The sequence below is a fragment of the Flavobacterium sp. KH_035 genome (genome assembly GCF_057839565.1).
Window position 1 is genome coordinate 2,071,465 of sequence record NZ_CM174492.1, and the last position, 25,960, is coordinate 2,097,424.

Annotated in this window: 23 protein-coding genes and 2 tRNA genes; 16 read left to right on the forward strand and 9 right to left on the reverse strand. The window is 35.2% G+C overall.

What is annotated here, in order from left to right:
- Positions 1-109 precede the first annotated feature (109 nt).
- Complete coding sequence (gene gpmI, locus AC3IS6_RS08955) at positions 110-1,627, reverse strand: 2,3-bisphosphoglycerate-independent phosphoglycerate mutase (RefSeq protein WP_489164554.1); 1,518 nt, start codon at positions 1,625-1,627, stop codon at positions 110-112.
- Between the two features lie 139 nt (positions 1,628-1,766).
- Positions 1,767-4,193, reverse strand: coding sequence for a DUF5916 domain-containing protein (locus AC3IS6_RS08960; RefSeq protein ID WP_489164555.1), 2,427 nt, complete (start codon positions 4,191-4,193; stop codon positions 1,767-1,769).
- A gap of 317 nt (positions 4,194-4,510) precedes the next feature.
- Between AC3IS6_RS08960 and AC3IS6_RS08965 the strand changes: the two genes are divergently transcribed.
- Positions 4,511-5,233, forward strand: coding sequence for a murein L,D-transpeptidase catalytic domain family protein (locus tag AC3IS6_RS08965; RefSeq protein WP_489164556.1), 723 nt, complete (start codon positions 4,511-4,513; stop codon positions 5,231-5,233).
- Here AC3IS6_RS08965 and AC3IS6_RS08970 read toward each other — a convergent pair.
- Complete coding sequence (locus AC3IS6_RS08970) at positions 5,222-6,805, reverse strand: L,D-transpeptidase family protein (RefSeq protein WP_489164557.1); 1,584 nt, start codon at positions 6,803-6,805, stop codon at positions 5,222-5,224. The two genes, AC3IS6_RS08965 and AC3IS6_RS08970, sit on opposite strands and share 12 nt — an antisense overlap.
- Positions 6,806-7,374: 569 nt before the next feature.
- On the opposite strand from AC3IS6_RS08970, the gene AC3IS6_RS08975 reads away from it, so the two are divergent.
- Together AC3IS6_RS08975 and AC3IS6_RS08980 are read left to right on the forward strand one after the other, a co-directional pair.
- A tRNA-Gly gene (locus AC3IS6_RS08975) sits at positions 7,375-7,447 on the forward strand.
- Positions 7,448-7,555: 108 nt separating this feature from the next.
- Positions 7,556-7,628, forward strand: a tRNA-Gly gene (locus AC3IS6_RS08980).
- A gap of 452 nt (positions 7,629-8,080) precedes the next feature.
- On the opposite strand, the gene pepE is transcribed toward AC3IS6_RS08980, so the two are convergent.
- The gene (gene pepE / locus AC3IS6_RS08985) at positions 8,081-8,788 is read right to left on the reverse strand and encodes a dipeptidase PepE (protein ID WP_489164558.1); all 708 of its coding nucleotides are present in this window, start codon (positions 8,786-8,788) and stop codon (positions 8,081-8,083) included.
- Positions 8,789-8,953: 165 nt separating this feature from the next.
- Here pepE and AC3IS6_RS08990 point away from each other — a divergent pair, with 165 nt between their 5' ends.
- From AC3IS6_RS08990 to AC3IS6_RS09020, 7 genes are all read left to right on the forward strand, one after another.
- Entirely contained in the window at positions 8,954-9,718 is a 765-nt protein-coding gene (locus tag AC3IS6_RS08990) for a carboxypeptidase-like regulatory domain-containing protein (RefSeq protein ID WP_489164559.1), read from the forward strand.
- Positions 9,705-10,430, forward strand: a complete 726-nt coding sequence (locus tag AC3IS6_RS08995; RefSeq protein WP_489164560.1) for a carboxypeptidase-like regulatory domain-containing protein — start codon at positions 9,705-9,707, stop codon at positions 10,428-10,430. The genes AC3IS6_RS08990 and AC3IS6_RS08995 overlap by 14 nt, the downstream gene beginning before the upstream one ends.
- Positions 10,420-11,169: a BamP family beta-barrel-assembly machinery protein gene (gene bamP / locus AC3IS6_RS09000; protein WP_173965528.1), complete on the forward strand. Its 750-nt coding sequence runs from the start codon at positions 10,420-10,422 to the stop codon at positions 11,167-11,169. Before AC3IS6_RS08995 ends, bamP begins: the two co-directional genes overlap by 11 nt.
- Positions 11,169-11,675: a DUF6702 family protein gene (locus tag AC3IS6_RS09005; protein ID WP_489164562.1), complete on the forward strand. Its 507-nt coding sequence runs from the start codon at positions 11,169-11,171 to the stop codon at positions 11,673-11,675. Before bamP ends, AC3IS6_RS09005 begins: the two co-directional genes overlap by 1 nt.
- Positions 11,676-11,742: 67 nt before the next feature.
- Positions 11,743-13,983, forward strand: a complete 2,241-nt coding sequence (locus AC3IS6_RS09010; protein WP_489164563.1) for a M1 family metallopeptidase — start codon at positions 11,743-11,745, stop codon at positions 13,981-13,983.
- Positions 13,984-14,086: 103 nt separating this feature from the next.
- On the forward strand, positions 14,087-14,434 hold the full coding sequence (locus tag AC3IS6_RS09015) for a Sec-independent protein translocase subunit TatA/TatB (protein ID WP_489164564.1): 348 nt from the start codon (positions 14,087-14,089) through the stop codon (positions 14,432-14,434).
- A 1-nt stretch (position 14,435) separates the two neighbouring features.
- Positions 14,436-14,999, forward strand: coding sequence for a phosphatase PAP2 family protein (locus tag AC3IS6_RS09020; RefSeq protein ID WP_489164565.1), 564 nt, complete (start codon positions 14,436-14,438; stop codon positions 14,997-14,999).
- Positions 15,000-15,083: 84 nt separating this feature from the next.
- On the opposite strand, the gene AC3IS6_RS09025 is transcribed toward AC3IS6_RS09020, so the two are convergent.
- The 4 genes from AC3IS6_RS09025 to AC3IS6_RS09040 form a co-directional block, all read right to left on the reverse strand.
- Positions 15,084-15,809, reverse strand: coding sequence for a phytanoyl-CoA dioxygenase family protein (locus AC3IS6_RS09025; RefSeq protein WP_489164566.1), 726 nt, complete (start codon positions 15,807-15,809; stop codon positions 15,084-15,086).
- A 173-nt stretch (positions 15,810-15,982) separates the two neighbouring features.
- Complete coding sequence (locus AC3IS6_RS09030) at positions 15,983-16,624, reverse strand: O-methyltransferase (RefSeq protein ID WP_489164567.1); 642 nt, start codon at positions 16,622-16,624, stop codon at positions 15,983-15,985.
- Positions 16,625-16,737: 113 nt separating this feature from the next.
- Positions 16,738-17,070 (reverse strand): hypothetical protein, encoded by a 333-nt coding sequence (locus AC3IS6_RS09035; protein WP_489164568.1) that lies wholly within the window; start codon positions 17,068-17,070, stop codon positions 16,738-16,740.
- Positions 17,071-17,302: 232 nt separating this feature from the next.
- Complete coding sequence (locus AC3IS6_RS09040) at positions 17,303-17,896, reverse strand: YceI family protein (RefSeq protein WP_489164570.1); 594 nt, start codon at positions 17,894-17,896, stop codon at positions 17,303-17,305.
- 293 nt (positions 17,897-18,189) lie between these two features.
- Between AC3IS6_RS09040 and rlmN the strand changes: the two genes are divergently transcribed.
- The 6 genes from rlmN to dnaG all read left to right on the forward strand — a co-directional run bounded on the left by rlmN (position 18,190) and on the right by dnaG (position 25,289).
- Positions 18,190-19,233, forward strand: coding sequence for a dual-specificity RNA methyltransferase RlmN (gene rlmN, locus AC3IS6_RS09045; RefSeq protein ID WP_489164572.1), 1,044 nt, complete (start codon positions 18,190-18,192; stop codon positions 19,231-19,233).
- 187 nt (positions 19,234-19,420) lie between these two features.
- A complete protein-coding gene (locus AC3IS6_RS09050) occupies positions 19,421-20,398 on the forward strand; it encodes a polyprenyl synthetase family protein (RefSeq protein ID WP_489164574.1) in 978 nt (325 codons plus the stop codon).
- Positions 20,399-20,591: 193 nt separating this feature from the next.
- Positions 20,592-21,152, forward strand: coding sequence for an RNA polymerase sigma factor (locus tag AC3IS6_RS09055; protein WP_489164576.1), 561 nt, complete (start codon positions 20,592-20,594; stop codon positions 21,150-21,152).
- Complete coding sequence (locus AC3IS6_RS09060) at positions 21,139-21,876, forward strand: hypothetical protein (protein ID WP_489164578.1); 738 nt, start codon at positions 21,139-21,141, stop codon at positions 21,874-21,876. Before AC3IS6_RS09055 ends, AC3IS6_RS09060 begins: the two co-directional genes overlap by 14 nt.
- Before the next feature lie 164 nt (positions 21,877-22,040).
- On the forward strand, positions 22,041-23,096 hold the full coding sequence (locus AC3IS6_RS09065; protein WP_489164580.1) for a hypothetical protein: 1,056 nt from the start codon (positions 22,041-22,043) through the stop codon (positions 23,094-23,096).
- Positions 23,097-23,222: 126 nt separating this feature from the next.
- Positions 23,223-25,289, forward strand: coding sequence for a DNA primase (dnaG, locus tag AC3IS6_RS09070; RefSeq protein WP_489164582.1), 2,067 nt, complete (start codon positions 23,223-23,225; stop codon positions 25,287-25,289).
- Here dnaG and AC3IS6_RS09075 read toward each other — a convergent pair.
- On the reverse strand, positions 25,286-25,915 hold the full coding sequence (locus tag AC3IS6_RS09075) for a response regulator transcription factor (RefSeq protein ID WP_026730588.1): 630 nt from the start codon (positions 25,913-25,915) through the stop codon (positions 25,286-25,288). The two genes, dnaG and AC3IS6_RS09075, sit on opposite strands and share 4 nt — an antisense overlap.
- Positions 25,916-25,960: the final 45 nt, after the last annotated feature.

Genomic DNA, 25,960 nt, shown 5'->3' on the forward strand with positions numbered 1-25,960 from the left:
AATAGCAAACCCGACAGATTTTTAAAAACCTGCCGGGATTATTTATTTTGAGGATCCAATACTATCGCAACTCAGACTGAAAACTGCTACCGAATACTGCGACTAAATACTATAACAATGAATGGCAAGTCATAGCATTAGGCTGCTGTATGCCCATTAACTCCAGAATAGTAGGAGCAATGTCGCCCAGTACCCCATTTTGAATATTTTTCAACTCTTTGTCTACTAGAATAATCGGCACCGGGTTCGTGGTATGTGCTGTATTTGGACTTCCGTCAGGATTAATCATTGTTTCGCAATTTCCGTGATCAGCAATAACAATTGTAGTGTAATTGTTGGCAAGAGCAGCTTCGATAACCTCTTTTACGCAGGCATCTACCGCTTCGCAGGCTTTAATTGCGGCACTCATGATTCCGGTATGTCCCACCATGTCGCCATTGGCAAAATTTAAGCAGACAAAATCTACCTCACCTTTGTTCAATTCAGGAACCAAAGCATCTTTTAATTCAAAGGCACTCATTTCCGGTTGCAAATCGTAAGTGGCTACTTTTGGAGAATTTCTTAAAATACGGGATTCTCCTTCAAATGGTGTTTCTCTTCCTCCGGAGAAGAAAAAGGTTACGTGTGGATATTTCTCGGTTTCGGCAATACGAATTTGTTTTTTACCGGCTTTCTCCAAAACCTCACCAAGAGTTTCCGTGATATTGTCTTTGTTGTAAACCACTTTTACGTTTTGATACGTTTCGTCGTAGTTTGTCAGCGTTACATAATACAAGTTTAATTTGTGCATGTTTTGCTCGTGGAAGTCTTGCTGTGAAAGCGCTTCTGTAAGTTCACGGCCTCTGTCTGTTCTAAAGTTAAAGAAGATAACCACATCACCTTCAACGATTGTTGCTAATGGTTTTTCCTGTTCGTCAACCATTACGATTGGTGCGATAAACTCATCGGTAACATCATGTGAATAACTGTCAAGAACACTTGCTACTGCATTTTTAGAGGGAGTTCCTAAGCCATTAACTACTAAGTCATAGGCCAGTTTTACACGTTCCCATCGTTTGTCACGATCCATTGCGTAATAACGGCCAACGATTGAAGCAATTTTTACAGGAGTATCTTTAATGTGTTCTTCTAAATCGTGGATGTATTTTGCCCCTGATTTAGGATCAACATCGCGACCATCTGTAAAAGCATGAACAAAAACATGCTCCAGGCCATATTCCTGCGAAGCATCTATTAGTCCTCGTAAGTGTGACGTATGTGAGTGAACACCTCCGTCAGAAACTAATCCTAAAAAGTGAACTTTTTTATTGTTTTCTTTAGCATAAGTAAAAGCATCAATAAGGATTTGTTCTTTTGCTAGCGTTTGATGTGCTACAGCTAAGTTTATTTTGGCTAGATCCTGGTATACAATTCTTCCGGCACCAAGATTCATGTGACCTACTTCACTGTTTCCCATCTGCCCTTCAGGTAAACCAACATTTAATCCGTCAGTACGAAGTTGTGCGCTTGGGTAATTTTTGTAAAGGCTATTTATAAAAGGAACATTTGCATTGTCTATTGCAGATACTTTAGGGTCAGGAGATTTTCCCCAACCGTCTAAAATCATAAGGATAACTTTCTTGTTCATTAGTTTTTGTTTTTTACAAAGATAAGTCATTTCTAAAATCGACAAGAAAGCGCGGTGACAATTACGGTTAATAAAATGAAGCCTATTAAAAAATAATAATTTGGTTAAAGAACCCTAAAAATTTTAGAATTAATTCACGCTAGGCTCTTTTTCTGATCTTATTTTTGACAGCATTATAGTCTATAAAATATTTCACACTTATTGAAAAGATGTGTTTTAGTGCCTGATTGTTCAGTAAATCGGCTATGTTGTGTTTAAAGTCTTTGTTGATAATGCGTTCAAAATTAGCGCCATTGTTGCGATACAAAACCGAAAGCTGGCTGCCCGGAGCAAACCACCAGGAATAGGATAAATCAGTATTCCAGGAATAAAAACTGGAGTTTTTGTTTTTGGTATATTGCGGATAAGGCGTTAAGGTTCCGTCTTCCTGAAGTTCGAGTATGTTTTTGTTTTCGGCATACGACCAATATTGTCTCACAGCGAGGTTGAGCGTCATAGCACTGTTTAAAGCATATTTTCCGCTCAGACTGTTCGAATAGGTAATGACATTTCGATTGGCAAAAACAATTGTTTCAGGAGTGCTGTCAATGTTGTCATCGTCAAAATCGTCAATATAGCCTTTGTTGTTGTTTCTTCGCAGGAAACTAAAACTATAGATCATCAAAAGTTTGTCGTTAAAGCGATATCTTGGTCCGGCGTCTACACCATAAGCCATCCTTCCTTCCTCATCGGCAAAAATCACAAATGGATTTAAATCCAAAGCAAATTTCTTGTTATAATTGGTTGAAACACTTCCCCAGAGTTCTATTTTCCTTGGAATGATAACATATCGGTTTTCTGCTCTCGGTTCGTAATAATCATGTGACTCTAAAGGGAAAAAGTCGAATCCGGCTCCGTAAAAATTGTTTTTCAGGGTAGAAAGGTTGACTTCTGCGCTAATTTTATTATCCTGGAGCTTTCCCGTTTCTTTGTTGAACTCTGTGTACATGTCATAATCTACTCTAAAGGTGTTAAAGAGTTTTGTAGGGTTCAGAATGCGGTAATTACCATTTCCGTAGATGTTGTAATAGTTGGTGTAAAAGTTAATTCCTAAATCGTTAGGGTCAAAATCTTTGGAAACATAATCTGAGCCAATGCTGTAACGATAGTTTCCAGTGGTTTCGGCAAAACGAATGGTGCTGAAAACACCGTTCTTGTCTTCGGTATCGTTAATCAGACTATATTTTACATTGCCTGATAAACTGTAAGTGTTGGCTTTTGTTCTTAAGTCCCAGGCCAGCCCCGTTACGTTGGCATCCCTGTAATGTCCATTTCGGGTAACGTTTGTATTGATAAAAGTAACAGAAGAATTTTTGCGGAATCGCTGGTCTAAAACCAATACATTATAATTGGTGAGAGGTTCTGCGACTTCGCGTCTTGTTTCGCCTGAAATAGTATCTTGTATAGTGGTAAAGGTTTGTTCGGTAACGGCATTTAAAATTCCAATTCCCAATCCTTTTTTGGTTCTTCCCGAGATTTTTAGAGCATTAATCAGATTTACATTCTGAACTTCTTCAATTATTTTTTCATCGTCTTTTAAAGTGATTTCTATTGAAGGTTTGCCGCCAATTCTTCTGGAATAAAACATATTACCTTTGTTAAACAAGTCGGTTCCTTCTGTAAAAAAGGCCCTGTTTTCGTTAAACTGTTGCTCAAAAGGCCCTAAGTTTAAAATTTGATCGTCGTATTTGGTTTGTCCAAAATCCGGAATTAAAATAGCATCAAGTGTAAAAGCATCGTTGATTCCGTACTTAATATCCATTCCGCCCTTTAAAGTGGCGAACGTTTTTTGACCGTCGGATGCATTTAAATAATAAGAAGCATAAGGCATGAAAAACAATCGGGTAGGGGGTTTGATATTGATTATTCCTTCCAGATTACCGTTTTGCTGGGTAAACGTTCCTATTTTGGTATCAATCAAATTCCAGGTGTATTTTTTGCGTTCCCGTCTGATCTCTCTGAAGAAGTTAATTCCCCAGGTTTGCTTGTCTTCCCCAGAAAAACGCAAGGCGGCATACGGAATTTTTATTTCGACCGCCCAGCCTTTGTCATTAAGCACCGCTTTACTGATCCATACAGCATCCCATGAATAATCCTCGCCATTGGCATCTGTCATGATACAGTCGCCCTGAACATCAGCCGCTGAAACAAAGAACTGAAAATTTTGCTGACCGTCGTTAAAGCCATTTATAAAGACTCCAAACAAATCGGCTGTTCCGAAATTGTCACGCTGTGAAATCTCCTTCAAAACCTTATTAGGATCATCATACAGCAGCGCGGCAATATAAATCGCGTCATTGTTGTACAGAACTCTAACCTCGGTCTTTTGATTGTCCGGAATAGGTTTACCGTTATCGGGTTGGTACATTACAAAATCTGAAGCGGGCGTAACATTTTTCCAAGCCGGTTCGTCAATTTTTCCATCAATTAAAATATTTTCTTTAGTCAATTGAGCTTGCAGGGTTTTCTTTTGGGCATAACCCCAAAAAGAAAAGAAAAGGAAGCTGATAAAAACTAATTTTTTCATGCGGTTTTAAGAATCGAAAAATGGATGTAATGGCTTTTGTTAATAGACCCGATTTTTTTTAAAATGTTACAGTTTTAATTGAAATAAATGATTTTTCTGTCTTTTTTGCAAGAAAAGTACGTAAAAGCGTGTTTATTTTTATCATTGGGTAAACCTCCTACAAAAATATTTGTTTTTTGGTCTAAATGCTAATTTATTACTTTGATTTTGTTAAAGTTTCAACAAAATACGGCTGATTTATAGCCTTAAATTTTGACAGGTACATTTTTTTTATACTTTTGCCAAACCCCAAGCTTTGTTTAACCTAAAGAAATTCAATGATTTACAAGATTTATCCGTTACTGGTGTTTTTACTGTTGTCTTTTGGTAAAGATTCAAATAATACCACCGAAGTTAAAAAGGCGACTGTGAAAACTATCGCTAAAGTTAAAACACTTACTGTTGATTCTAAAATTGAAAGTATCTATAATACTTTAAATTCGAATCATTTTTCACTCCCGGAACTCAGAACTTTTTCTGAGGCTCTAAAGGGTTTTTACCTCTTGAAAGAAAGAGGTATAATTCAAAAAGATATCCTGACACTTATCGACTTTAGTTTGTCTTCAAACACAAAACGTTTGTGGGTAATCGATCTGGCAACCAATACTGTTTTATTTAATTCCTTAGTTGCTCACGGTAGAAATACCGGAGAAGAATTTGCATCTAATTTTTCAAATGCAAATTCATCTTTCAAAAGTAGTTTAGGATTTTATGCAACGGGTGAAATATATCAGGGAAAACACGGTGCTTCTTTGCGTTTAGACGGACTGGAGAACGGTGTTAATGACAATGCCCGTGAACGTGGAGTTGTAATGCATGGCGCTGACTATGTTTCGGAATCGTTCATTAGAAATAACAAACGATTGGGCAGAAGTCAGGGATGTCCGGCAATTCCAATGGAGATGACTAAAGAAATCATCGAGATCATAAAAAACAAATCGCTTTTGTATATCTATCATCCATCCAGAAGTTTCGCGATGGAAGAAAGGTTAATTTCTTAGCTTAGCATACAAATCTGAATCTAAATTATAAATATCAGCTCTGAAAATGAGCTGATTTTTTTTGCTCCATGCCGTCCAGTACCATTGGTATAAGGCATATTTTTTGGTAATTCGGATACTCGTTGTTTTCTTGGAGGCAATTATAGTATCAATTTTGTCTTTAGACCAATTTGTTGAATCACCCAAAATATGCTCAGCCAGTTCCAGCGGATTTTCTACACGAACACATCCCGAGCTTAAAGAACGGTTGCTTCTTCCGAAATTATTGCGGTGGTTGGTGTCATGTAGGTAAACACTATGGTTGTTTGGAAACAAAATTTTCATTAACCCTAAAGCATTGTTGTAGCCGGGACTTTGTACGTAACGGTAATTTCTGGGTTTGTTTTCGTTCCAGGCATTGGGCTGAACTATATTTCCGGCAGTATCATAAATAGTAATGTTTTTATTGGCTAAGTAATTACGATTGCGTTTCATTGCCGGAACCACATCTTCTTTTAAAATCGTTGGCGGTACCGTCCAGGTTGGGTTAAAAACCACCGTTTTTAATTTCGAAGTGATAATTGGGGTTTTTCTTTTACTTGTACCTACTACAATATTTCGTACCAAAGTGGTGTCTTGACTTTCGACAACATGTAAGCTGTAATCGGGAATATTTATAATAAAGTAATTTTCGGCTAAATCAGTAGTGTACCATCTCCAGCGTTCTAAGTTGGCTATGATTTGTTCTTTTCTTTTTTGTTTAGAAAAGTTTAAAGCATTTATAGTTCCTACCCCAATAACACCATCAGAAGCTAAGCCATGTCTCTCTTGGAATTTTTTGATCGACTCAAAAGTTTTTTGATCGTAAATTGAAGTAAGGCTGTCTTTTCCGGACATGTCTTTCCAGTATAAAAGCCTTTTTTTAATGTTGATCAAAGCGGTATTAGTATCGTTTAAAACAATTTTATTGACAGATTCAATAGTTTTAACATCGTCATCAGGAAAAGTATTGATAATTTCCAGTGCTTTTAATAGCTGTTTGTAAGGAGATGCCTTTGACTGAATACCGTCAACAATGCTGTCCAGTTTGTTTTTGTTGAACGCTTTTATCAGGACATTATTTACATCAAATGTTTTTTCTTCTAAATCCCAGTCAATGTATAGTTTTTTGGGGTCTAGTTTTCCTTTGTAAAGATGGTTGAGGTATTTTTCAAAATTATAAGTAAGCAAAATGTCATACGTTGCCAGATCGGCATCACTTAACGAACTGATTCTGCTTTCGAATTTTTTTAGCCTCGAAGCTTTGTAATCTTCAGGGTTTAATCCTAATTGTTCGGCATTTGACAATTGCGACAACACATAAGTTCTTTTTTTTAAGTTTCCCCAAACTGTAGAGTTTTCGGATGAGCTGTAGAACTGTTTAAGCGTTTCGCTTTTAAAAGTACCAATTAAAGCCGTGTCAATGGTCACCTTTCTTTCGTCAGTAAGTATAATGGCTGGGGTAGCTTTTTTTACTACAGGAATAATTTTAGGAGTGTCCTTTTTGCAGGCAATAAATAGGCATACTACTAATAAGAAGTAAAAATTCTTCATTTGATATTCTTTTAAACATAAAATTATCTCGCCAGTGTTTTTAGTTTGAACAGAATTGTCTGGGTAATGACGTTTCGTTCTTTTGTAAAATGTACAGTAGCGGTTTTGGTATTAAATCAAATCGGCTTTGTTTGCATTGCAGTAGGTTTTGCAATGTTTGATTAAAGCCTTTTCAAATTCGTTTTTCTATTGGAGCTTTTTTTGAAAAGATCCTTTTAAATGAGAATTTGATTTTTTCGGCAAATATAGGTTTGATTTTTTCAAAAAATGAAATAATTCCTATTAATTTTTTATTACCAAATAAACCCGGTTGATTGGCTATTTTTTAAGTTCTTCTTTCAAAGATACAACTTTCGGCTGATTTTTCTTTTCTGAAAATGGAGCGGCAATCGATATAAGTTTCTTTTTGGGCAATTTTGGCTAAACAACCCTAAAAACGCGGAAAATAATTGAGGTGATAACTTTTTAATTTTAAATAAGTTATCGAAAAATGTGAATTTTTATTGATTTTTTTTGCAGAAAAGCTTGCTTTGAACTGAACTTATGTTCTATATTTGCACCACAGTAATGCGAAAGTAGCTCAGTTGGTAGAGCTCCAGCCTTCCAAGCTGGTTGTCGCGAGTTCGAGCCTCGTCTTTCGCTCTAAAAAAACCGAGATTTAATCGTTTCGGTTTTTTTAACAAAGCTAAATAGTTTTTGACTTTTATTTTTTTAATAACTTAAAATTATTTATATTTGCACCCTGTTAATGCGAAAGTAGCTCAGTTGGTAGAGCTCCAGCCTTCCAAGCTGGTTGTCGCGAGTTCGAGCCTCGTCTTTCGCTCTTTAAAAAACCTCAAACATTTTGTTTGAGGTTTTTTTTGTTTATGGTCATAATTGGTCCGCGCAAAAAAAATAAAATCTGTATCTCTGTATATGAAGTGGAATTTTAAAAGATTGGAGTTTAGAAAATTTAGGATTTAATAGAAGAGATTTGAGATTTAAAAGATTTCTTGTGTTCTTCATGGTTGAAAAAAAAAATACGCGGATCATACTGATTCGCCAGGCGAAAGCGCGGGTCAGCACGGATTTTTTATGTTATCTGTTTGATAATAATTTGTGTTCTGTTGAGGGATCCGTTTTTATCAGCATTTTCGTGAAACGAATCCGCGTTATCTGTGTTCTGGTTAGAATCAAAAAAAGAAAAAATTCCAAATTCCGAATCTTTATATCTAATTTGATTAAAAAATTGGAATTTGGAATTTAAAAAGATTGGAATTTATAAATGTTGTGTTTTTATTTCAGATGGCTTAAATCACTACCTGTTTCTAATTCTGTTGGAATTTCGTTTTGTAGAAATAAACGAGCTTGCAGGTTTCCTCTTAGGGTGATTTTATCGCCTTTTACTTCCAACCAGCTGCCTTCTCGTAAGCCTAAAACCGGAATTGTATTAAAAGCATGAAACTCTTTAATTCGTGTTTCTCTTGTTTCTCCCATGTGTTTCGATTGTAGATCCGGGTCTAAGTAATGTGGGTTTAGATTGAAAGGGATTAAACCTAGGGTTTGAAAACTTGGCGGATAAATGATAGGCATGTCATTTGTGGTTTGCATAGATAATCCGCAAATATTACTTCCGGCACTTGTGCCTAAATAAGGTGTTCCGTTTTTTACAGTTTCGGCAAGAAGCTGCATGATGTTGTGTTTGTACAATTGGGTAACCAGTAAAAAAGTATTTCCACCTCCGGTAAATATTCCTTCAGCATTTTTTATAGCATCGTCTGCGCTTTCAAATTCATGGATTCCTTTAACAGAAATGTTGATTGTAGCAAAAGCCTGTGAAACTTTTGCAGTATAATCGTCATGCGAGAGACCTCCGGGTCTTGCGAACGGAATAAATAAAATGCTGTTGCAGTTTTTAAAATGAGAGTGTAAAGTAGGGAGTAAATACTCTAAATAACCGCCTTCATGAAGAGTAGAAGTGCTGGCAATGATAATGCTTTTCATATAATTTTAACTCAGGTTGAACCGGTTAAAGATATTAAAAACTCTCTTTTTGTAGCCTCTTTATTGAGTTTAATTAACATATTTTTACCAACTCCTTAGTATTAAATTTGGAGAACATTAAGATATTTTTACAGTTTTAAGAGAAACGCTAAATAATTGTCATCGATGCATAAGGTTATCTGTTTTTTGGTTATTGTTTTAGGGCAAACCGGTTGGTTACAGGCTCAGGGCAAGGCTGTTTTAAACGGACGAATAGCTTCGAATGCTGCTGATCTGGAAGGTGTTTATGTAATCAATGCTCAGACAGAGGTAATGACAACAACAGATGCTGAAGGTGCATTCTCGATTGTCGCCAAAGCGGGTGATGAACTTGTTTTTTCTTCCATACAATTTAAGGAATGCAAAGTGTTGTTAACAGCGGAGAATTTTTCGGATATCAACTTTACGGTGAAACTCAATATGATAATGCATCAGTTGCAGGAAGTAATCGTGAAAAATTACAGTAATGTGAATGCTGTTTCTTTGGGAATTATTCCTGCGGGGCAAAAGTCATATACGGCAGCTGAACGAAAATTACGTACTGCTACCGATTTAAATGCGTCGGCAAGCGCAGGAGGTATGGTGGGGGCTTCTGTTTCTGCTGATCCTTTATTGAATTTTTTTTCAGGACGTACCGCCATGCTTAAAAAAGAAGCAGTGGTAGAGAAAAAAGAGGCTTTTATGAAGCTTTTAGAGAAGATGTTTACGCTCGAGCATTTTGTTGACCGATTGAAAATTCCTCTGGAATATGTGAAAGGATTCGAATATTACGCAGTAGATAATGATAAATTCACAGTGATTCTGAACTCTAAAAACAAAACTTCGACGGAGTTTTTGTTGGGAGAATTAGCTGTTAAGTATAAAGAGATAATTGCAAGTGAAAATAAATAAGATCATATACATTGCCCTGCTGCTGTTTGTTCAGTTGGGTTTTACGCAAAATAAAACTTCGAAAGAAATTTTTGGACAGATTTTCGAGCAGTCTACTTCGGTTGACGCTGTAAATATCATCAATAATGCAACTCAGGTAACGGCTGTTTCAGATGCAAATGGTCTGTTTTCGATCGTAGTAAAAGAAGGAGATGTTTTGGTGTTTTCGGCGGTAAATTTGGAAGGTTATAAAAAGAGAATTACGGCAGAAGATATGAATTCAGGTTCGCTTCAAATTAAAATGACAGCCAAAGAAGTAGAGCTTAAAGAAGTAGTTGTGAATGAAAATGCTAATATTACGGCTGAAAATTTAGGGATAATTCCATACGGACAAAAAAAATATACAGCTGCAGAACGAAAAGTTTATACTGCAACTTCTACTTCAGTAGACAAATTATTAAATAAGATTTCCGGACGAACTGCGATGCTTAAAAAAGAGATTAATGTAGAAAAGAAGGAGATGCTTTTCAGGAAAATGGAATACCTTTTTGATGAAAATTATTATACAGACCGATTGAGAATCCCTGTGACAGATATTAAAGGATTTCAATTATATTGTGTCGATGATGCTGAATTTGCCGTATCTTTGGATAATAAAAACAAAACAATGAGTATGTTTTTATTAACCGATTTAGCCCGAAAATATCTAATAATTCTCGAAAATGAAAAATAGCCTAACTGTATTACTTATAAGCCTGGTTTGTCAAATTGCACTGGGACAAAATTCAAGAAAACCATTACATGGACAAGTTACGAATAAGTCTCTCGCCATTGAAAGTGGTTATGTGATGAATGTAAATGCAAATGTCAGAACATTTATTGGTTCAGGCGGATTGTTTGATATCATGGCAAGACCTAAAGACACCTTATTGTTTACAGGATTGGCATTTCAATCTAAAAAAATTGTACTGACGGAGAAAGACTGTGCTGAAATTTTGCTTTCGGTGCCTTTAAACCTCATAAGCAATGAGCTGAAAGAAGTTTTGGTGCATAAAGATCTTAAAGTGAAATCGCTGGGAGGAGGATCTCAGAAATATGTTGATATGCAATTTGAGGATGATAAACAGTCTACAGCTAAAAATATTGCAATGTACTCTGATCAGACGATTAAGTACGGAATGGACTTCGTTAGAATTTTTAAAGATGTTAAAAAGCTGCTTTCTAAAAATGATGAAGTCAAAGAGGAAGTTATAACTGATATGGCTTTTATCGAATATTCAAGATCTAATTTTAAACCAAATTTCTTTACAGGTACCTTAGGGTTAAAAGAAGATGAGATTGAGTTGTTTTTAATGTATTGCTCTAATGATCCGGAATCAAGAAAACATCTTGACCCAGACCAAAAATTTGAATTGATCGATTTCTTAGTTAATAAAAATAAGGAATTTAAAAAAGTGAAAGTTTCTCAGTAATGAAAAATAAAGTAATCTATCTTTTACTTGGGATATTGTTTTTATCGCTCACTGCTTTTGCATTCCATAAGTTTTATGTGGGTGTTTTTCAGATCAACTATGCCGCTGAAAAAAAGATGATTCAGATTACTTCCCGTATTTTTATTGACGACCTGAATAATGGTATGGAGAAAAAATACCATAAGAAAACATTTATTGGAACTGATAAAGAAACCGAAGCAGATGTAGAGTTGTTAAAAAGATACCTTTCGGAAAACTTTAGCATTAAAATAAACGGTCAGTCAAAGCCCATTACTTTTTTATCTAAAGAAGTAGAGGCTAGTGATGTTTTGGTGTGTTATTCCCGAATAAAAGACATTGATAAATTTAAAACCATTGAGATTTCTAACACGATTTTAGTGGGTTGGAACGCTGAACAACAGAACATTACGCACATTACGGCATTTGGTAGTAAGAAAAGTGTTCTGTTTACGGAATCTTCAAGGAAAGAATTGTTAAAGTACTAAATAATATATAAAATTATTATTTTAAATTGTTATTTTCACACCCTGACAAAATTACCATTAAAATTTTATGAAAAAACTTTCATTATTATTGATTTTTCCTGCCATTCTTATTGCTCAGGAGAAAACAGTTGCTCCAAAGCAACAAGGGAAGTATGATACGAACAAATTCAGCCAGATGTACGATCTGTTAGCTACTCCAAATATGTTTCGTACCGCTTCGGGAGCACCGGGTCCTGCGTATTACCAACAGCAGGCAGACTATAAAATTGATATTGAATTAGACGATAAAAAATCAAGAATAGATGGTTCTGAAGTAATAACTTATTCTAATAATTCTCCTGATGTTCTGGAGTATTTATGGATACAGTTAGACCAAAATCAAGCTAGAGCAAACGGTCAAACCTCTTTGGCAGAAAGCGAGAAAATCAATCCTGTTTTACCATTGGATGGATTTTCAAGCAAATATTTGAAAAAAGATTTAGAGCGTGGTTTTAATATCGAACAGGTAAAAGACGCAAAAGGAAATCCAATGTCTTATACCATTAATGAAACCATGATGCGTATTAACCTGGCAACACCGTTAAAACCGGGAGAGAAAATTTCTCTGGCCATCAAATGGTGGTACAATGTTAATAACTATAGAAAAGAAGGTGGCGGACGTTCCGGTTATGAGTCATTTGACAAAGACGGAAACAAATTATATGTAATTGCTCAGTTTTATCCAAGAATGGCCGTTTACAATGATGTTGAAGGCTGGCAGAATATGCAGTTTTGGGGAAGTGGAGAATTTGCATTGCCTTTTGGTAATTTTGATGTAAACATTACAGTTCCTGCAGATCACATTATTGATGCGACGGGAGAATTGACAAACAGAGCTGAAGTTTTCACGCCAGAGCAGGTAAAACGTTACGAACTGGCTCAAAAATCATTTGATAAGCCGGTTGTAATTGTAACACAAGCCGAGGCTGAGGCAGCAGAAAAAGGTTTTTCGGAAAAGAAAAAGACATGGAGATTTAGTGCAAAAAATGTACGTGATTTCGGAATTGCTTCTTCAAGAAAATTCATTTACGATGCAATGGCTGTGAAAATAGGAAACAGAGTCGTGATGGCGGAGTCTGTTTATCCAAAAGAGGCAAACCCTTTGTGGGGAGAAACTTCTACAATGGTAGTGGCGCACACTTTAAAAAGTTATTCAGCACACACCTTTGATTATCCTTATCCAAAAGCAGTATCTGTTTCGGCAGAAGATCAGGGGATGGAATATCCAATGATTTGCTGGAATTATGGTCGTCCGGATGAAAATGGAGTAACAAGCAAAGAAGTTAAAAACGGAATGATTGGTGTTGTAATTCACGAAGTGGGACATACTTTTTTCCCAATGATTGTAAACTCAGATGAGCGTCAATGGAGTTGGATGGATGAAGGATTGAACTCTTTTTTACAATATATGGCAGAACAGGAACGTGATCCAAGCTTTCCTTCAAGACGTGGCCCTGCAAAGAATATTGTTCCTTACATGAGTGGAGATCAGAAATTTTTAGAGCCTATTATGTCTAACTCTGAAACCATTCATCAATTTGGAAATAATGCATACGGAAAACCAGCAACTGGTCTTAATATTTTAAGAGAAGTTGTAATGGGAAGAGAATTGTTTGACTATGCTTTTAAAACATATGCCAATAGATGGAAATTTAAACACCCAACTCCTGAGGATTTCTTTAGAACGATGGAAGATGCTTCGGCGGTTGATTTAGACTGGTTTTTCAGAGGATGGTTTTACTCTACAGATTTTGTAGATATCGGAATTAAAGAAGTAAAACAATATTATGTTTCTGAAACGCCAACAGCAGATATCAAAGATATTAAAGTTAGAAAAGGACGTTTTGGATTTGATAAAGGGCCTTTTGTATATTTAGTTGCCGGTGATAATGCTGAGGTAAGCGCTTCCAATAAAAAGGCTTTAAAAGTAGAAGAGATAAAATTATTATCAGATTACGTTAGTCAGACTTTTACAGCAGAGGAAAAAGCAAGCCTGAAATCACCTAAATATTTCTATGAGGTAGAGTTTAACAAACCAGGAGGAATGATCATGCCAATTTTGGTTGAGATTACTTATGAAGACGGTACAAAAGAAAATTACCAGTATCCGGCTCAAATCTGGAGAAAGAATAATGATACCGCTAAGAAAGTTTACGCAACTGAAAAAGCAATCAAAAGCATTCAAATAGATCCAAAATTAATGACTGCCGATATTGATGTAACCAACAATAGCTGGCCGAAAATAGAAGAAAAGTCAAAATTTGATTAATAATAAGCTTAAAAGACTCTGAAAAGAGTCTTTTTTTTTAAGTAAATTTTAAAACGGTCCGTTGCAAAATTTAATATCTTTGTGACACACAAAAATAAAAGATATGTTTGGTATAGGAGGAGGAGAATTAGTTTTTATACTGTTTATAGTACTAATGCTTTTTGGTTCAGATAAAGTGCCGGAAATCGCCCGTACAATGGGGAAAGCGATGGCTCAGTTAAAAAACGCAACTAACGATATTAAAAGTGAAATTCAAAAAGGAGCCGAGGCTAATGGCCTTGATACAAAATCGCTTACAGATATAACTGGTAATATCAATGCGCAAATTAACGATGCCAAGAGTAATTTGATGGGGGATTCTGCTAATTTATTAGGAGACACTGCTACAGAAATAGACAAAGTAAAAGAAGATATTGATTTAATCTCAGGACCTGTAAAACGCCAAAGATAATATGCTCGAAAAAATACAAAAAATAGACACCGAACTATTGGTGTATCTTAACGGTTTAGGTTCTGAAACATACGACAAATTTTGGCTGATTATTACCAGTCAATTGAATTGGACTCCTCTTTTTCTATTGTTCTTTTATTTGATTTTTAAAAAGTTGGGAGGTAAACAAACCTTATATCTATTGCTTTTTATAGCTGTTCTGATTACGTTTACAGATCAGGTTACCAATTTGGTAAAGTACACTGTTCAGCGATTGCGACCATGTAATAATCCTGACATCAACACCATTATTCGTGTGGTACAAAGCCGAAAATCGTTTAGTTTTTTCTCTGGTCATGCGGCCAATACAATGGCGGTAGCTACTTTTTTATACTTCGTTTTACGAGGTCGTATTAAGTATTTGGGATTTATCTTTCTATGGCCTTTGATTTTCGCTTATAGCCGAATTTATCTGGGATTGCATTATCCGGGAGACATTCTGACTGGTTATTTCGCAGGAGCACTTTTCGGAGCATTACTTTATTTGGTATATCGTAGGTTGAAACCACAATATTTTCCGGGTTAGTTTTTTTGAAGGCTCTGAGGTTCTAAGATACTAAGGTTCTAAGTTTTTTTTTGAGAAAACTTAGAACCTTATTTGTTTAGTATTTTAATTGTTTTGAAAAAACGTTTTTTCACTCCACTCTAATCCGGAAGGAAGCTGCTGATTGCTAAATTCGATATGAATAACTCTTCTTCTCTCGTTATTTGTGGTTTTATTGGAAGCGTGAAACAATAAAGGCTTCATTATCATAATATCGCCTTGTTCAACTTCACAAATGGTTTCATTTGCATTTTCAAAATCCATGTTTTCAACTCTGAAAATTCCCTTAGAGTGTGAATTGTTTATCACTTTTAAAGCGCCATTTTCTTTTGTCGTTTTATCCAGATGAATTCTTATGGTGAAATTTTTTTCTAAAACTTCTTTAGGAGGCTGAACGGCAAATTGATTTTGTTTCACAGTCCAATTTTCGAAATTTTTAACTTCAATTTTCTTGTCAACTGAAATAGTTAAATCCTGATGGTAAGCGACAAACCAGTTTGATTTTTCGGGCTTGTCAAAATAAATTGATTTGGTTATGAAATACCCGTTTCCAAAATTAGATTTGATAATGTTTTTCAGATTTTCATTGAAAATAAAGTCTAAAGTTTCCGGAACTTCTTTATGGAATTGTCTAATGGCAAATAAATCTTGAGACTTTCTAAAAGTTGCATTATCAAAATCATTTCCGGTTACATTTTCAATTAATGAAATTAATTTTTCAATTTCAGTTTCATCGTAAACATTGTTTATGATTGCAAAACCTTGAGAGTTTATTTTGGTGCTGTAATTCATATTTAAAAATCACTGTTGAATTGTCTCCAGCTTTTGCTGGAGAAATATATTTTTAGAAATACAAAGAGGCTTTAGCTAAATTATCACAGTTTATTTAATTCAGCTAAAGCTGAAGACAAGTAATTCAATCAGTCAGAAAAAAAACGTAGAGCCTTAGTATCTTAGCCTCTTTTCTAAAGCACTCTGCTAACCGTCAACCCATCTCGAATAGGCAATAAAACCGTTTCTACTCTCGGGTCATTTTTCAAGAGTAAATTGTACTCTAAAAGTACTTTGGTGCTAACGTCATTCGGATGAACCGGTTCCAGTATTTTTCCACTCCACAAAACATTATCCGATAAAATAATACCGCCTTTGTTCATCTTTGGAACAATCATTTCCCAGTAATTCAGGTAGTTTTCTTTATCGGCATCAATGAAAACCAAATCAAACTTAACATCCAGAGTTGGAATGATCGTAATAGCTTCGCCTAAATGCTGGAAAATTTGTTTTCCCCAGGGCGATGCATCAAAGTATTTGCGTTGAAAATCAATTAATTCCTCTTTGATATCAATAGTATGAAGTTGTCCGTTTTCCTGCATTCCTTCACATAGACACAAAGCGGCATAGCCGGTATAAGTGCCAATTTCAAGAATGTTTACAGGACGAATCAATTTGGATAACATGCTTAGAACACGCCCTTGAAAATGTCCGCTAAGCATCCTCGGCAAAAGTATTTTTTGGTACGTTTCTTTGTTGAGTTTTGCTAATAATTCCGGTTCGTTCTCAGAATGTTGTTCGATATAATCTTCGAGGTCTTGTGAAATAAAATGCATCTTGTAGTATCTTCTAAATTTGAGTGTAAAAATACAAAAATATTGGCTCGCTTTGGGGTATAAAAAAAACCATTCGTTGTAGCGAATGGTTTTGATTTTAGAATGAGAAGGGACTATTTTTTCAAAGCGTCTTTAACTTCTTTTGCGGTTTTTACAGTTCCGTCTTTAGCTGCTTTAGCTGCATTTTCTACTTTTTCAGCGCCTTTTTTCGTCGCGTCTTTTACATCTTCAGCTGCTTTTTTCGTAGCATCTTTTACGTTTTCGGCAGCATTTTCTGTTTTGCTTACAGCACTGTCTTTTACTTCTTCAATATCTGTTGTTAAAGAGTCAACCTTGTTGCCAAGAGTTAATTCTTCTTCTGCAGGTTTTGGTTCTTTCTTTTCGCAAGATTGAACACCGAATGCTAATAGAGCGATAACAGCCAGACTTAAGATTTGTTTTTTCATAATGAATTGATTTTTTAGATTGATAAAATTTAAAGGTTATAAAGCTGAAAAATAAAGATACACATTTTAAAATAATTGAGCTCTTTGTAAGATTACTTTCCTTTTGAGTGCAAGACAATTCTCGTGCCAAAAATTTATGTTTTGAAAAGTTGCACTAGTTTTTTTGAAAATTCACTTTTAGAAGAGAAGATTACATTGTTGTTCTTTAATTCTAATTGGTGTTCTTTAATTGTTATTTAATCACTAAAACATTTTCATTTTTTACATAATCAGTTAAGGTAATATTGAAAAGCACGGTTAATTCTTTGCCGGCTCTAACAACTCCAAGTGCTGCTGAAGGAGGAGCCATTTCAAAATCACCAAAAGTCATTCGGTTAGAACCTTGCAGTGTAAAAGTATCGTTATTGTAAGCTGTTACTCTTATCTGGGTTTTGTAGTCCTTGCTGACACCCGCGATGGTATAGGTTCCGGTAAGCATCCAGGTTGTTTCGTTTACTTTATCGGCAGATTTTAGAACATACTTGATGGTTTTGTATGTCTTTGTATCCAGAGTTTTATAGGCTACATCATCCATACTGCTTTTGCTGCTTTTTATGCTTTCCGCTAATAAGGTTACGGTTAGGTTTTTAATATCGGTTATTTTTGAATCTGCGACGCTTAAGTAAGCGTTGCCAGATGCTTCTGATGATTTCATTACCCAATCGTGTATGTTGGACGTTCCTGCAACTTCAAAAGTTGATTTGGATAGGGTGTATTTCTTTTGAGAATTTGCTTGTAAAGTTAACATGGTTACTACTGTTAATAAAATTGATTGAATCGTTTTCATCTGTATGTGGTATTTATTTAGTTAAATTTAAGATCAGTTTCTAACTAAGTCTGGCTTTGTTAGTGAGTTGCTGTCTTTTTCTTATGTCAAATGTATCACGAACGAATAGCATAAGAACTGATAAAAATCATGGTTAGGATTTTATTTAAAGCTTATAATAGAAAGGAAAAATGTACTTCCTGAAAAGTGTTTTATAAAAAGATCTTTTAAAAAGACATTTTCGTTTTATTGATTTTTAAACAAGAATGACTCTAAAAATCAAAAAAAATGACAAAAGTGATTAACTTTGCAGCATGCAAATTGAGAAAAAAGACATACGAGCCTTATCAAAAGATCAGTTACGCGATTTTTTTGTCGCTAATAATGACAAAGCTTTTCGTGGAAATCAAGTCTATGAATGGTTGTGGAGCAAAGGAGCGCACAGTTTTGATGACATGACCAATGTTGCCAAAACAACTCGTTCTATGCTGGAAGATAATTTTGTAATCAACCATATTAAGGTTGACACCATGCAGCGCAGTAGCGACGGAACAGTAAAAAATGCTGTTCGTTTACACGATGGTTTAGTGGTAGAATCAGTTTTGATTCCAACAGAAACAAGGACAACGGCTTGTGTTTCAAGTCAGGTAGGATGTAGTTTAGATTGTAATTTTTGTGCCACTTCACGTTTAAAAAGAATGCGAAATCTGGAGCCGGGAGAAATCTACGATCAGGTTATTGCCATAGATAAAGAGAGTCGTTTGTATCACAATCACCCGCTTTCGAATATCGTTTTTATGGGAATGGGAGAGCCTTTGATGAATTACAACAATGTAATCAAAGCGATTGATATGATTACATCACCTGTAGGTTTAGGGATGTCTCCAAAACGTATTATGGTTTCCACTTCGGGAATTCCTAAGATGATTAAAAAAATGGCCGATGATGGTGTGAAATTCAAATTGGCAGTTTCACTGCATTCCGCTATCGATGAAGTTCGTGCACGAATCATGCCTTTCAGTAAAAACTTCCCATTGGCAGATTTAAGGGAATCCTTAGAATACTGGTACAGAAAAACCAAGAATAAGATTTCTTACGAATATGTAGTCTGGAAAGGGATCAATGATGATAAAGCATCGATTGATGCTTTGGTGAAATTTTGTAAGTATGTTCCGTGTAAAGTCAATTTGATTGAATACAATCCAATTGATGACGGTGAATTTCAGCAAGCTTCAGAAGAATCTATTCTGGCTTATATAAAAGCATTAGAAAACATTGGCGTAGTGGTAAAAGTACGTCGCAGCCGCGGAAAAGATATCGATGCCGCTTGTGGACAATTGGCGAACAAAGAAGGATAGATGCTGTTTTGTCCGGCAAATAAATAGTACAATCGATTTTTTATCAATATCCTTTTCAAGCCTGAATTCAAATCAGACTTAATAGAATGTTCCTGACCCGGTTTTTTACATTAGTGTATAAATTATTGATATACTAATGTAAAATACACAGGGTTTTTTTATTTAAAATAGTATATTTGGGATCGAAATGAATATTACTTCTCAAATAAAACAGCCCATCTTTAACGAGATGGAACTTTTTGAAAAAAAGTTCCATGAATCGATGACCTCAAAGGTGGCTTTATTGAATCGTATCACCTATTACATAGTAAACCGAAAAGGAAAACAAATGCGTCCGATGTTTGTTTTTTTAACCGCTAAAATGGTTTCTGAAGGTATTGTAAACGAGAGAACGTATCGTGGCGCTTCTGTAATCGAACTTATTCATACAGCCACTTTAGTACACGATGATGTCGTAGACGATAGTAACCGTCGCCGTGGATTTTTCTCCATCAATGCACTTTGGAAAAATAAAATAGCCGTTTTGGTTGGAGATTATTTACTATCCAAAGGACTTTTACTCTCTATAGACAATGGTGATTTTGATTTACTGAGAATCATTTCTGTAGCCGTTCGCGAAATGAGCGAAGGCGAATTACTTCAAATCGAAAAAGCCAGAAGACTCGATATTACCGAAGAGGTTTATTACGAGATCATCCGAAAGAAAACAGCAACACTTATTGCGGCCTGTTGTGCACTTGGTGCAAAATCGGTAATTGAAGATGATGCTCAGGTCGAAAACATGAGAAAATTTGGTGAGCTTATCGGAATGGCTTTTCAAATCAAGGATGATTTATTTGATTATAGCGAAGAAGCTATAGGGAAACCAACTGGAATCGATATTAAAGAACAAAAGATGACTTTGCCTTTAATTCATGTATTAAATACTTGTACCCCGCAAGAAAAAAAGTGGTTGATAAACTCCATCAAGAACCACAATAAAGACAAAAAACGCGTCAAAGAAGTTATTGCTTTTGTAAAAAATAATAATGGTTTGGCTTATGCTGAACAAAAAATGGTGCAGTTTCAACAGGAGGCACTTTCTTTATTAGCGAATTTTTCGGATTCTGAGTTTAAAGACGCCCTTATTTTAATGGTAAACTACGTTATTGAAAGAAAGAAATAATTTTTTTTAAATTAGATAATTAGGAAATTTGTTAATCAGATAATTGATTTAATTTTTTGAAAATCAGCTATTTAGTTATGTGTATTGGAATTTGGGATTTTTTTTTTTTTTCACCCCCCATGCAACCATTTCAAAACGTTATGCGTCTATGCTAATAGAAGTCTGTTACTAAACCAAAACCAAATGCTTATTAATGAAAATTATTCACCTACATCAGGAAGAAACTGAAATTATAAAGTTGGCAGTCGGTAATAATCGACAGGCGCAACAGCAAATATACAGTCGGTTTTCCTCAAAAATGTTAAGTGTTTGTCGACAGTATATAAAAGACATTCAACTGGCAGAAGATGTAATGATAACCGCCTTTATGAAAGTGTTTACGAATTTAAGCAGATTTGAGCACAAAGGAAGTTTTGAAGGATGGGTCAGGCGAATTATGGTGAACGAATGTATCTCTTATTTGAGAGTTCAGAAAAAAGTAAAATTTAGTGAAGAAGAAATTTATGTCGAAGAGAGTTTCAATGCAATTGACAGTCAGTTTTCGATCGATCAGATTCAGTTTTTAATTGATGCTTTACCGGATGGTTATAAAATGGTTTTTAATTTATACGCCATAGAAGGATACAAACACAATGAAATTGCCAAGATGTTAGGGATTAATGAAGGAACATCGAAATCGCAATTATCGCACGCCAGAAAGATGCTGCAAACACAAATTACAATTTTAAAAAGACAAGATAATGGAACCGAATAATTTTGAAAAGGATTTCCGTGAAAAACTAAATCAGCATAAAATAGAACCAAGTGACAAAGCCTGGGATCGATTGGATGCGATGCTGAGTGTTGCTGAGGACAAGAAAACAACGATTGACCTTCGTTCACGACAAACCGAAAAAAAGAAATGGATGTATGTTGCGGCAAGTTTGGTTGGGTTTTTACTGGTTGGAACCTTCTTCTTTAATCAGAATAAAAATGTAAACCAAACGCCAAAAGATGCAATTGTCATTGAAGAAAATACACAGAAAAATTCGGTTGTACAGCCAGCTTTAAATATAAAGGATACTGTTGTAGAAGTGGTAGCGGTTTCAGATGAAAAAGTGACTAAGAATTCAGTTAAACAAGAAAACCATCAAATTTTAAAACCACATAAAACTATTAAAAATGAATCAAATCAAATAGCGGAGTCTTCAATCATCATCAAAAACAATCATCAAAAACAATCAACCCTTGCCGAGACTTTAGTTGCTGAGAATTCTAAAAAAGAAACTGTAGATCAGTTGTTGGAATCGGCTGAAAAAACAGTTGTCGCTGAGAATTCGGTGAAGCCAAAATCTAAGCTAAAAGTCAACGCCAATGATTTGCTGAATCAGGTAGATGGCGAATTAGAGCTGTCGTTTCGTGAAAAAGTAATTACAAAAGTCAATAAAAATTACCAGACGGTAAAAGTGGCTTTGGCTAATCGAAATCAGCAAGAATAAAGTTTCAAACTCCAATCCGGAACGCTCCGATTGGGGAAATCAAAAAATTAAAAAACAAAATCGTAATTCCGATAACTATCGGGTAGGTTTTTAGTGCCAATTCCGAATCAAATTAATAATGTATAAATCATCAATCAATAATCAATTTTAAAAAGAAAACAGTCATGAAAAATTTTACCATTTACCTCGTTATTTTAGTCTTCTTGTTTGTTAGTAAAGTAGTTGGTCAGGAGACTTTTGAGTCAAAAGCGAGAAAAATTGCCAACAAAATAGAGAAAGTTACGAAAGAGGAAAAAGAAGCTTTGAAAGAAGAAGTTGAAGCGATTAATGTTCAGTTGTCTGAAGGAAAAATCACTCAGGAACAAGCAGATAAGCGTAAAAAGGGATTAGCAGAAGCCAGAGCGGTTATTATCGAAGAAAAAGTAACACTGGCGCAAAATGAGTTAAATGATTTAGTACAGCAAAAAGTGGACGGAAAAATCAAGGAAGGGAATTATAAAAGTGGGCGTGCTTTGATTGTTCATTGGAATGACATAGAATGGAAGGGAAATAATAAAAAAAGAAAAGATTCTATACGCGGCGAAAGAAGAACGACATCGCAGTTTGTATTTGCAGCAGGATTGAATAATATGATGGTTGATGGTAAATTACAGGATTCTAAATATAGGTTTACAGGATCACATTTTTACGAATGGGGATTTACCTATAATACCAGGTTAATGAAAAACGATAATTTGTTACACGCTAAATACGGATTGTCTTTAATGTATAATAATATTCGTCCGAGAGATAATAAATATTTTGTAGTCAATGGAAACCAGACAGAATTGCAAACCAATGCGATTCATTTAGATGAATCCCGTTTTAGAAATGTGTACATCGCAGTGCCAATTCATTTAGAGTTTGACTTTTCAAGACCAAAAGTGAGTAACGGAAAAACTTACTTTAGAACACATGATAGTTTTCGCTTTGGAATTGGAGGTTACGCAGGGGTCAATGTAAAATCTAAACAAATTCTAAAATATGATCAGGACGATTTAGATTATAAGACAACTGTAAAAGGAGATTATAATGTGGATAATTTTATTTACGGATTGAGTTCTTACATTGGTTATAAAGAAATGAGTTTGTATTTGAAATACGATTTAAACCCATTGTTTAGGAATAATACTGTAAAAGAAAATAATATTTCATTGGGATTAAGATTTGATTTTAATTAAGAATACAATTGATTAGTTAGTGAGAAGAGCGCTTCGAAAGAGGCGCTTTTTTTTGCTTAAAATTGCCCAATTTCATGGGGATTTGTGTACTTTTACACACTTCAAATTTTCTAAATATTTTACGTTTTGATTTCACAAAGTACAATTGATTCTGTTTTTGAAACTGCTCGTGTAGAGGAGGTTATTGGTGATTTTGTCAATTTAAAACGAGCCGGAAGTAACTTCAAAGGCTTAAGTCCATTCTCAGATGAGCGCTCTCCGTCGTTCATGGTGTCACCTGCAAAAGGAATCTGGAAAGATTTTAGTACCGGAAAGGGAGGGAATTCAGTTAAATTCCTGATGGAACATTCGCAGTTCACCTATCCGGAAGCGATTCGATATCTGGCGAGAAAGTATAATATAGAGATTGAAGAAACGGAGCAGACAGATGCTGAAAAAGCAATGACTGATGTTCGGGAAAGTATGTATCTGGTTTCAGAATTTGCCAAAGAATATTTTCATAAAACGCTTCTGAATTCAGAAGAAGGTAAGGCGATTGGACTTTCTTATTTTAAGGAAAGAGGTTTTACCAATGAAACTATCAAAAAATTTAGTTTAGGATATTCGCCGGAAACCTGGGATGCTCTTACTAAAGAAGCTTTGGGTAAAGGATACAAACTGGAATTTCTGGAAAGTACCGGTTTGACAATCGCAAGAGAAGATCGTCCGTTTGATCGATTCAAGGGACGTGTTATGTTTCCTATTGAAAGTATGTCTGGGCGTGTTTTGGGGTTTGGAGGACGTATTTTAACGAATGATAAAAAAGCAGCAAAATACTTAAACTCGCCCGAAAGTGATATTTACCATAAAAGTAAAGTGCTTTATGGAATTTTTCAGGCGAAACAGGCTATTGCAAAACAAAATAACTGTTATTTGGTTGAAGGTTATACCGATGTAATTCAGTTTCATCAGGCCGGAATTGAGAACGTTGTGGCTTCATCGGGAACTGCATTAACACCTGATCAGATTCGTCTGGTAAATCGATTAACGCGAAACATAACCGTTCTTTTTGATGGGGATGCCGCGGGATTACGGGCTTCTGTTCGTGGAATCGATTTGATTCTGGAAGAAGGAATGAATGTAAGAGTTTGTGCTTTTCCTGACGGAGAAGACCCGGACAGTTTTGCACGAAAAAATTCTCATGATGAACTGGTTGCTTATTTAGAAGAAAACAGTAAAGATTTTATACAGTTTAAAGCATCTCTTCTGATGAAAGAGGCTAAAAACGATCCTATAAAAAAGGCCGATCTTATTCGGGATATGGTTAACAGTATATCTAAAATTCCGGATCGCATTCAGCGTGAGGTTTATACGCAGGAATGTGCCAGAATTATGGATATTTCTGAGCAGGTTTTGGTGAGTACTTTGGCGCAGCTGATTCAAAAGGATATTGCCGAAGTCAATAAAAAACAAAAGCAGGAACAAAAACCTTTTGAGGTTTTTAGGAATCAAAGTCCAAAAAATACCGGATATTCAGGAGGTGATCCGGATGATCCAAGAACAGGGCCGCCCGAAGATTATTATCCGGGGGAGCCTGGGTTTGCCCCACAAGAATCAGCTGAAAAAGTTGATGTTTTATACCGTTTAGAACGTAAAGTAATTGAGATTTTATTACTTTATGGAGATAAGAAGGAAGAATTTGAAGATGTGCTTTTAAAAAACAATGATGAAGGCGAAGTTGTGATGGTCTCTGAAATGAGAGAATACAAAGTGTATGAACGTATTTATTTGAGTTTACAGGAAGATGAAGTAGAGCTTTCTAATAATCTGTTCCGTGATATCTTCACCGATTTAATTGGGTTTTATAATCAGAATGAAAAATTCAGTCTCGAACAATATTTAATGCGTTTGCAGCCTGATTTTGCTCAGGAGGTTACGGATATTTTAATGGAGGATGAAAAACTAACGCTGCACGATTGGGAAGGTCAGAACATTTTTTCTAAAATGAAGCACGAAACCATTGCACAGTATGTTACAGAAACGATTATGTCTATGCGTTGGTTTTTGGTTGATAAAATCATCCATGAATTAAAAAGCTCTATAAAACCTGATAATTCAGATAATACAGAGCTTTTGTCTATGGTTGTCGATTACTCAAAATTAGTTAACTCATTTTCGAAAAAACTGGGTAGAGTAATGTCGAGATACCATTAAATAATTTCTAAAGTCTTAGCTTTGTTTACTAAGTCAACTAAATTAGTAACATTTAATTTAGTTAATAATCTTAATTTGTAAGTACTGATTGTTTTTTCGTTCAGGTTTAAGATTTTAGAGATTTCATTGTTTTTCTTACCATCACTTAAGTAGCGTAAAACTTCGATCTCACGATTTGAAAGTTTTCTGTACAAACGCTCGCTTTTGCTTTGTTTCGCAATAAGAGCCATGTTTTTGCGTACTGTTTCGTTGATGATAATTTTTCCTTCGTGTACTTTAATAATAGAAAGACCTAAAGTTTCAAGTTTTTCTGTTTTATGTACATAACCGGAAACTCCTGCTTTAATAGCATTTGGAGCGTACATTTGTTCAGCGAGGTCACTAAAAATTACAATTTTTGTTTTCGGGAAATTTTTTAAGATAGATTTTACTTCAAAAATACTTGAAAGTCCTTCCAGTTCTAGATCTAGAATCAGGATGTCGATTTCTTTCGTTTGAAGGATATCTCTAACCATTGAAAAATTGCCGACGTTGGCAACAATTGAAATTTGATCGTGGTCTTTGAAATAAGACTTAACGCCAAAGTGAGTCACAGGATGATTGTCTGCAAGACATACTTTAATCATAATTTTTACCTTTTTTAGAATTGTTCATGTTTTTGGAACTGTAAA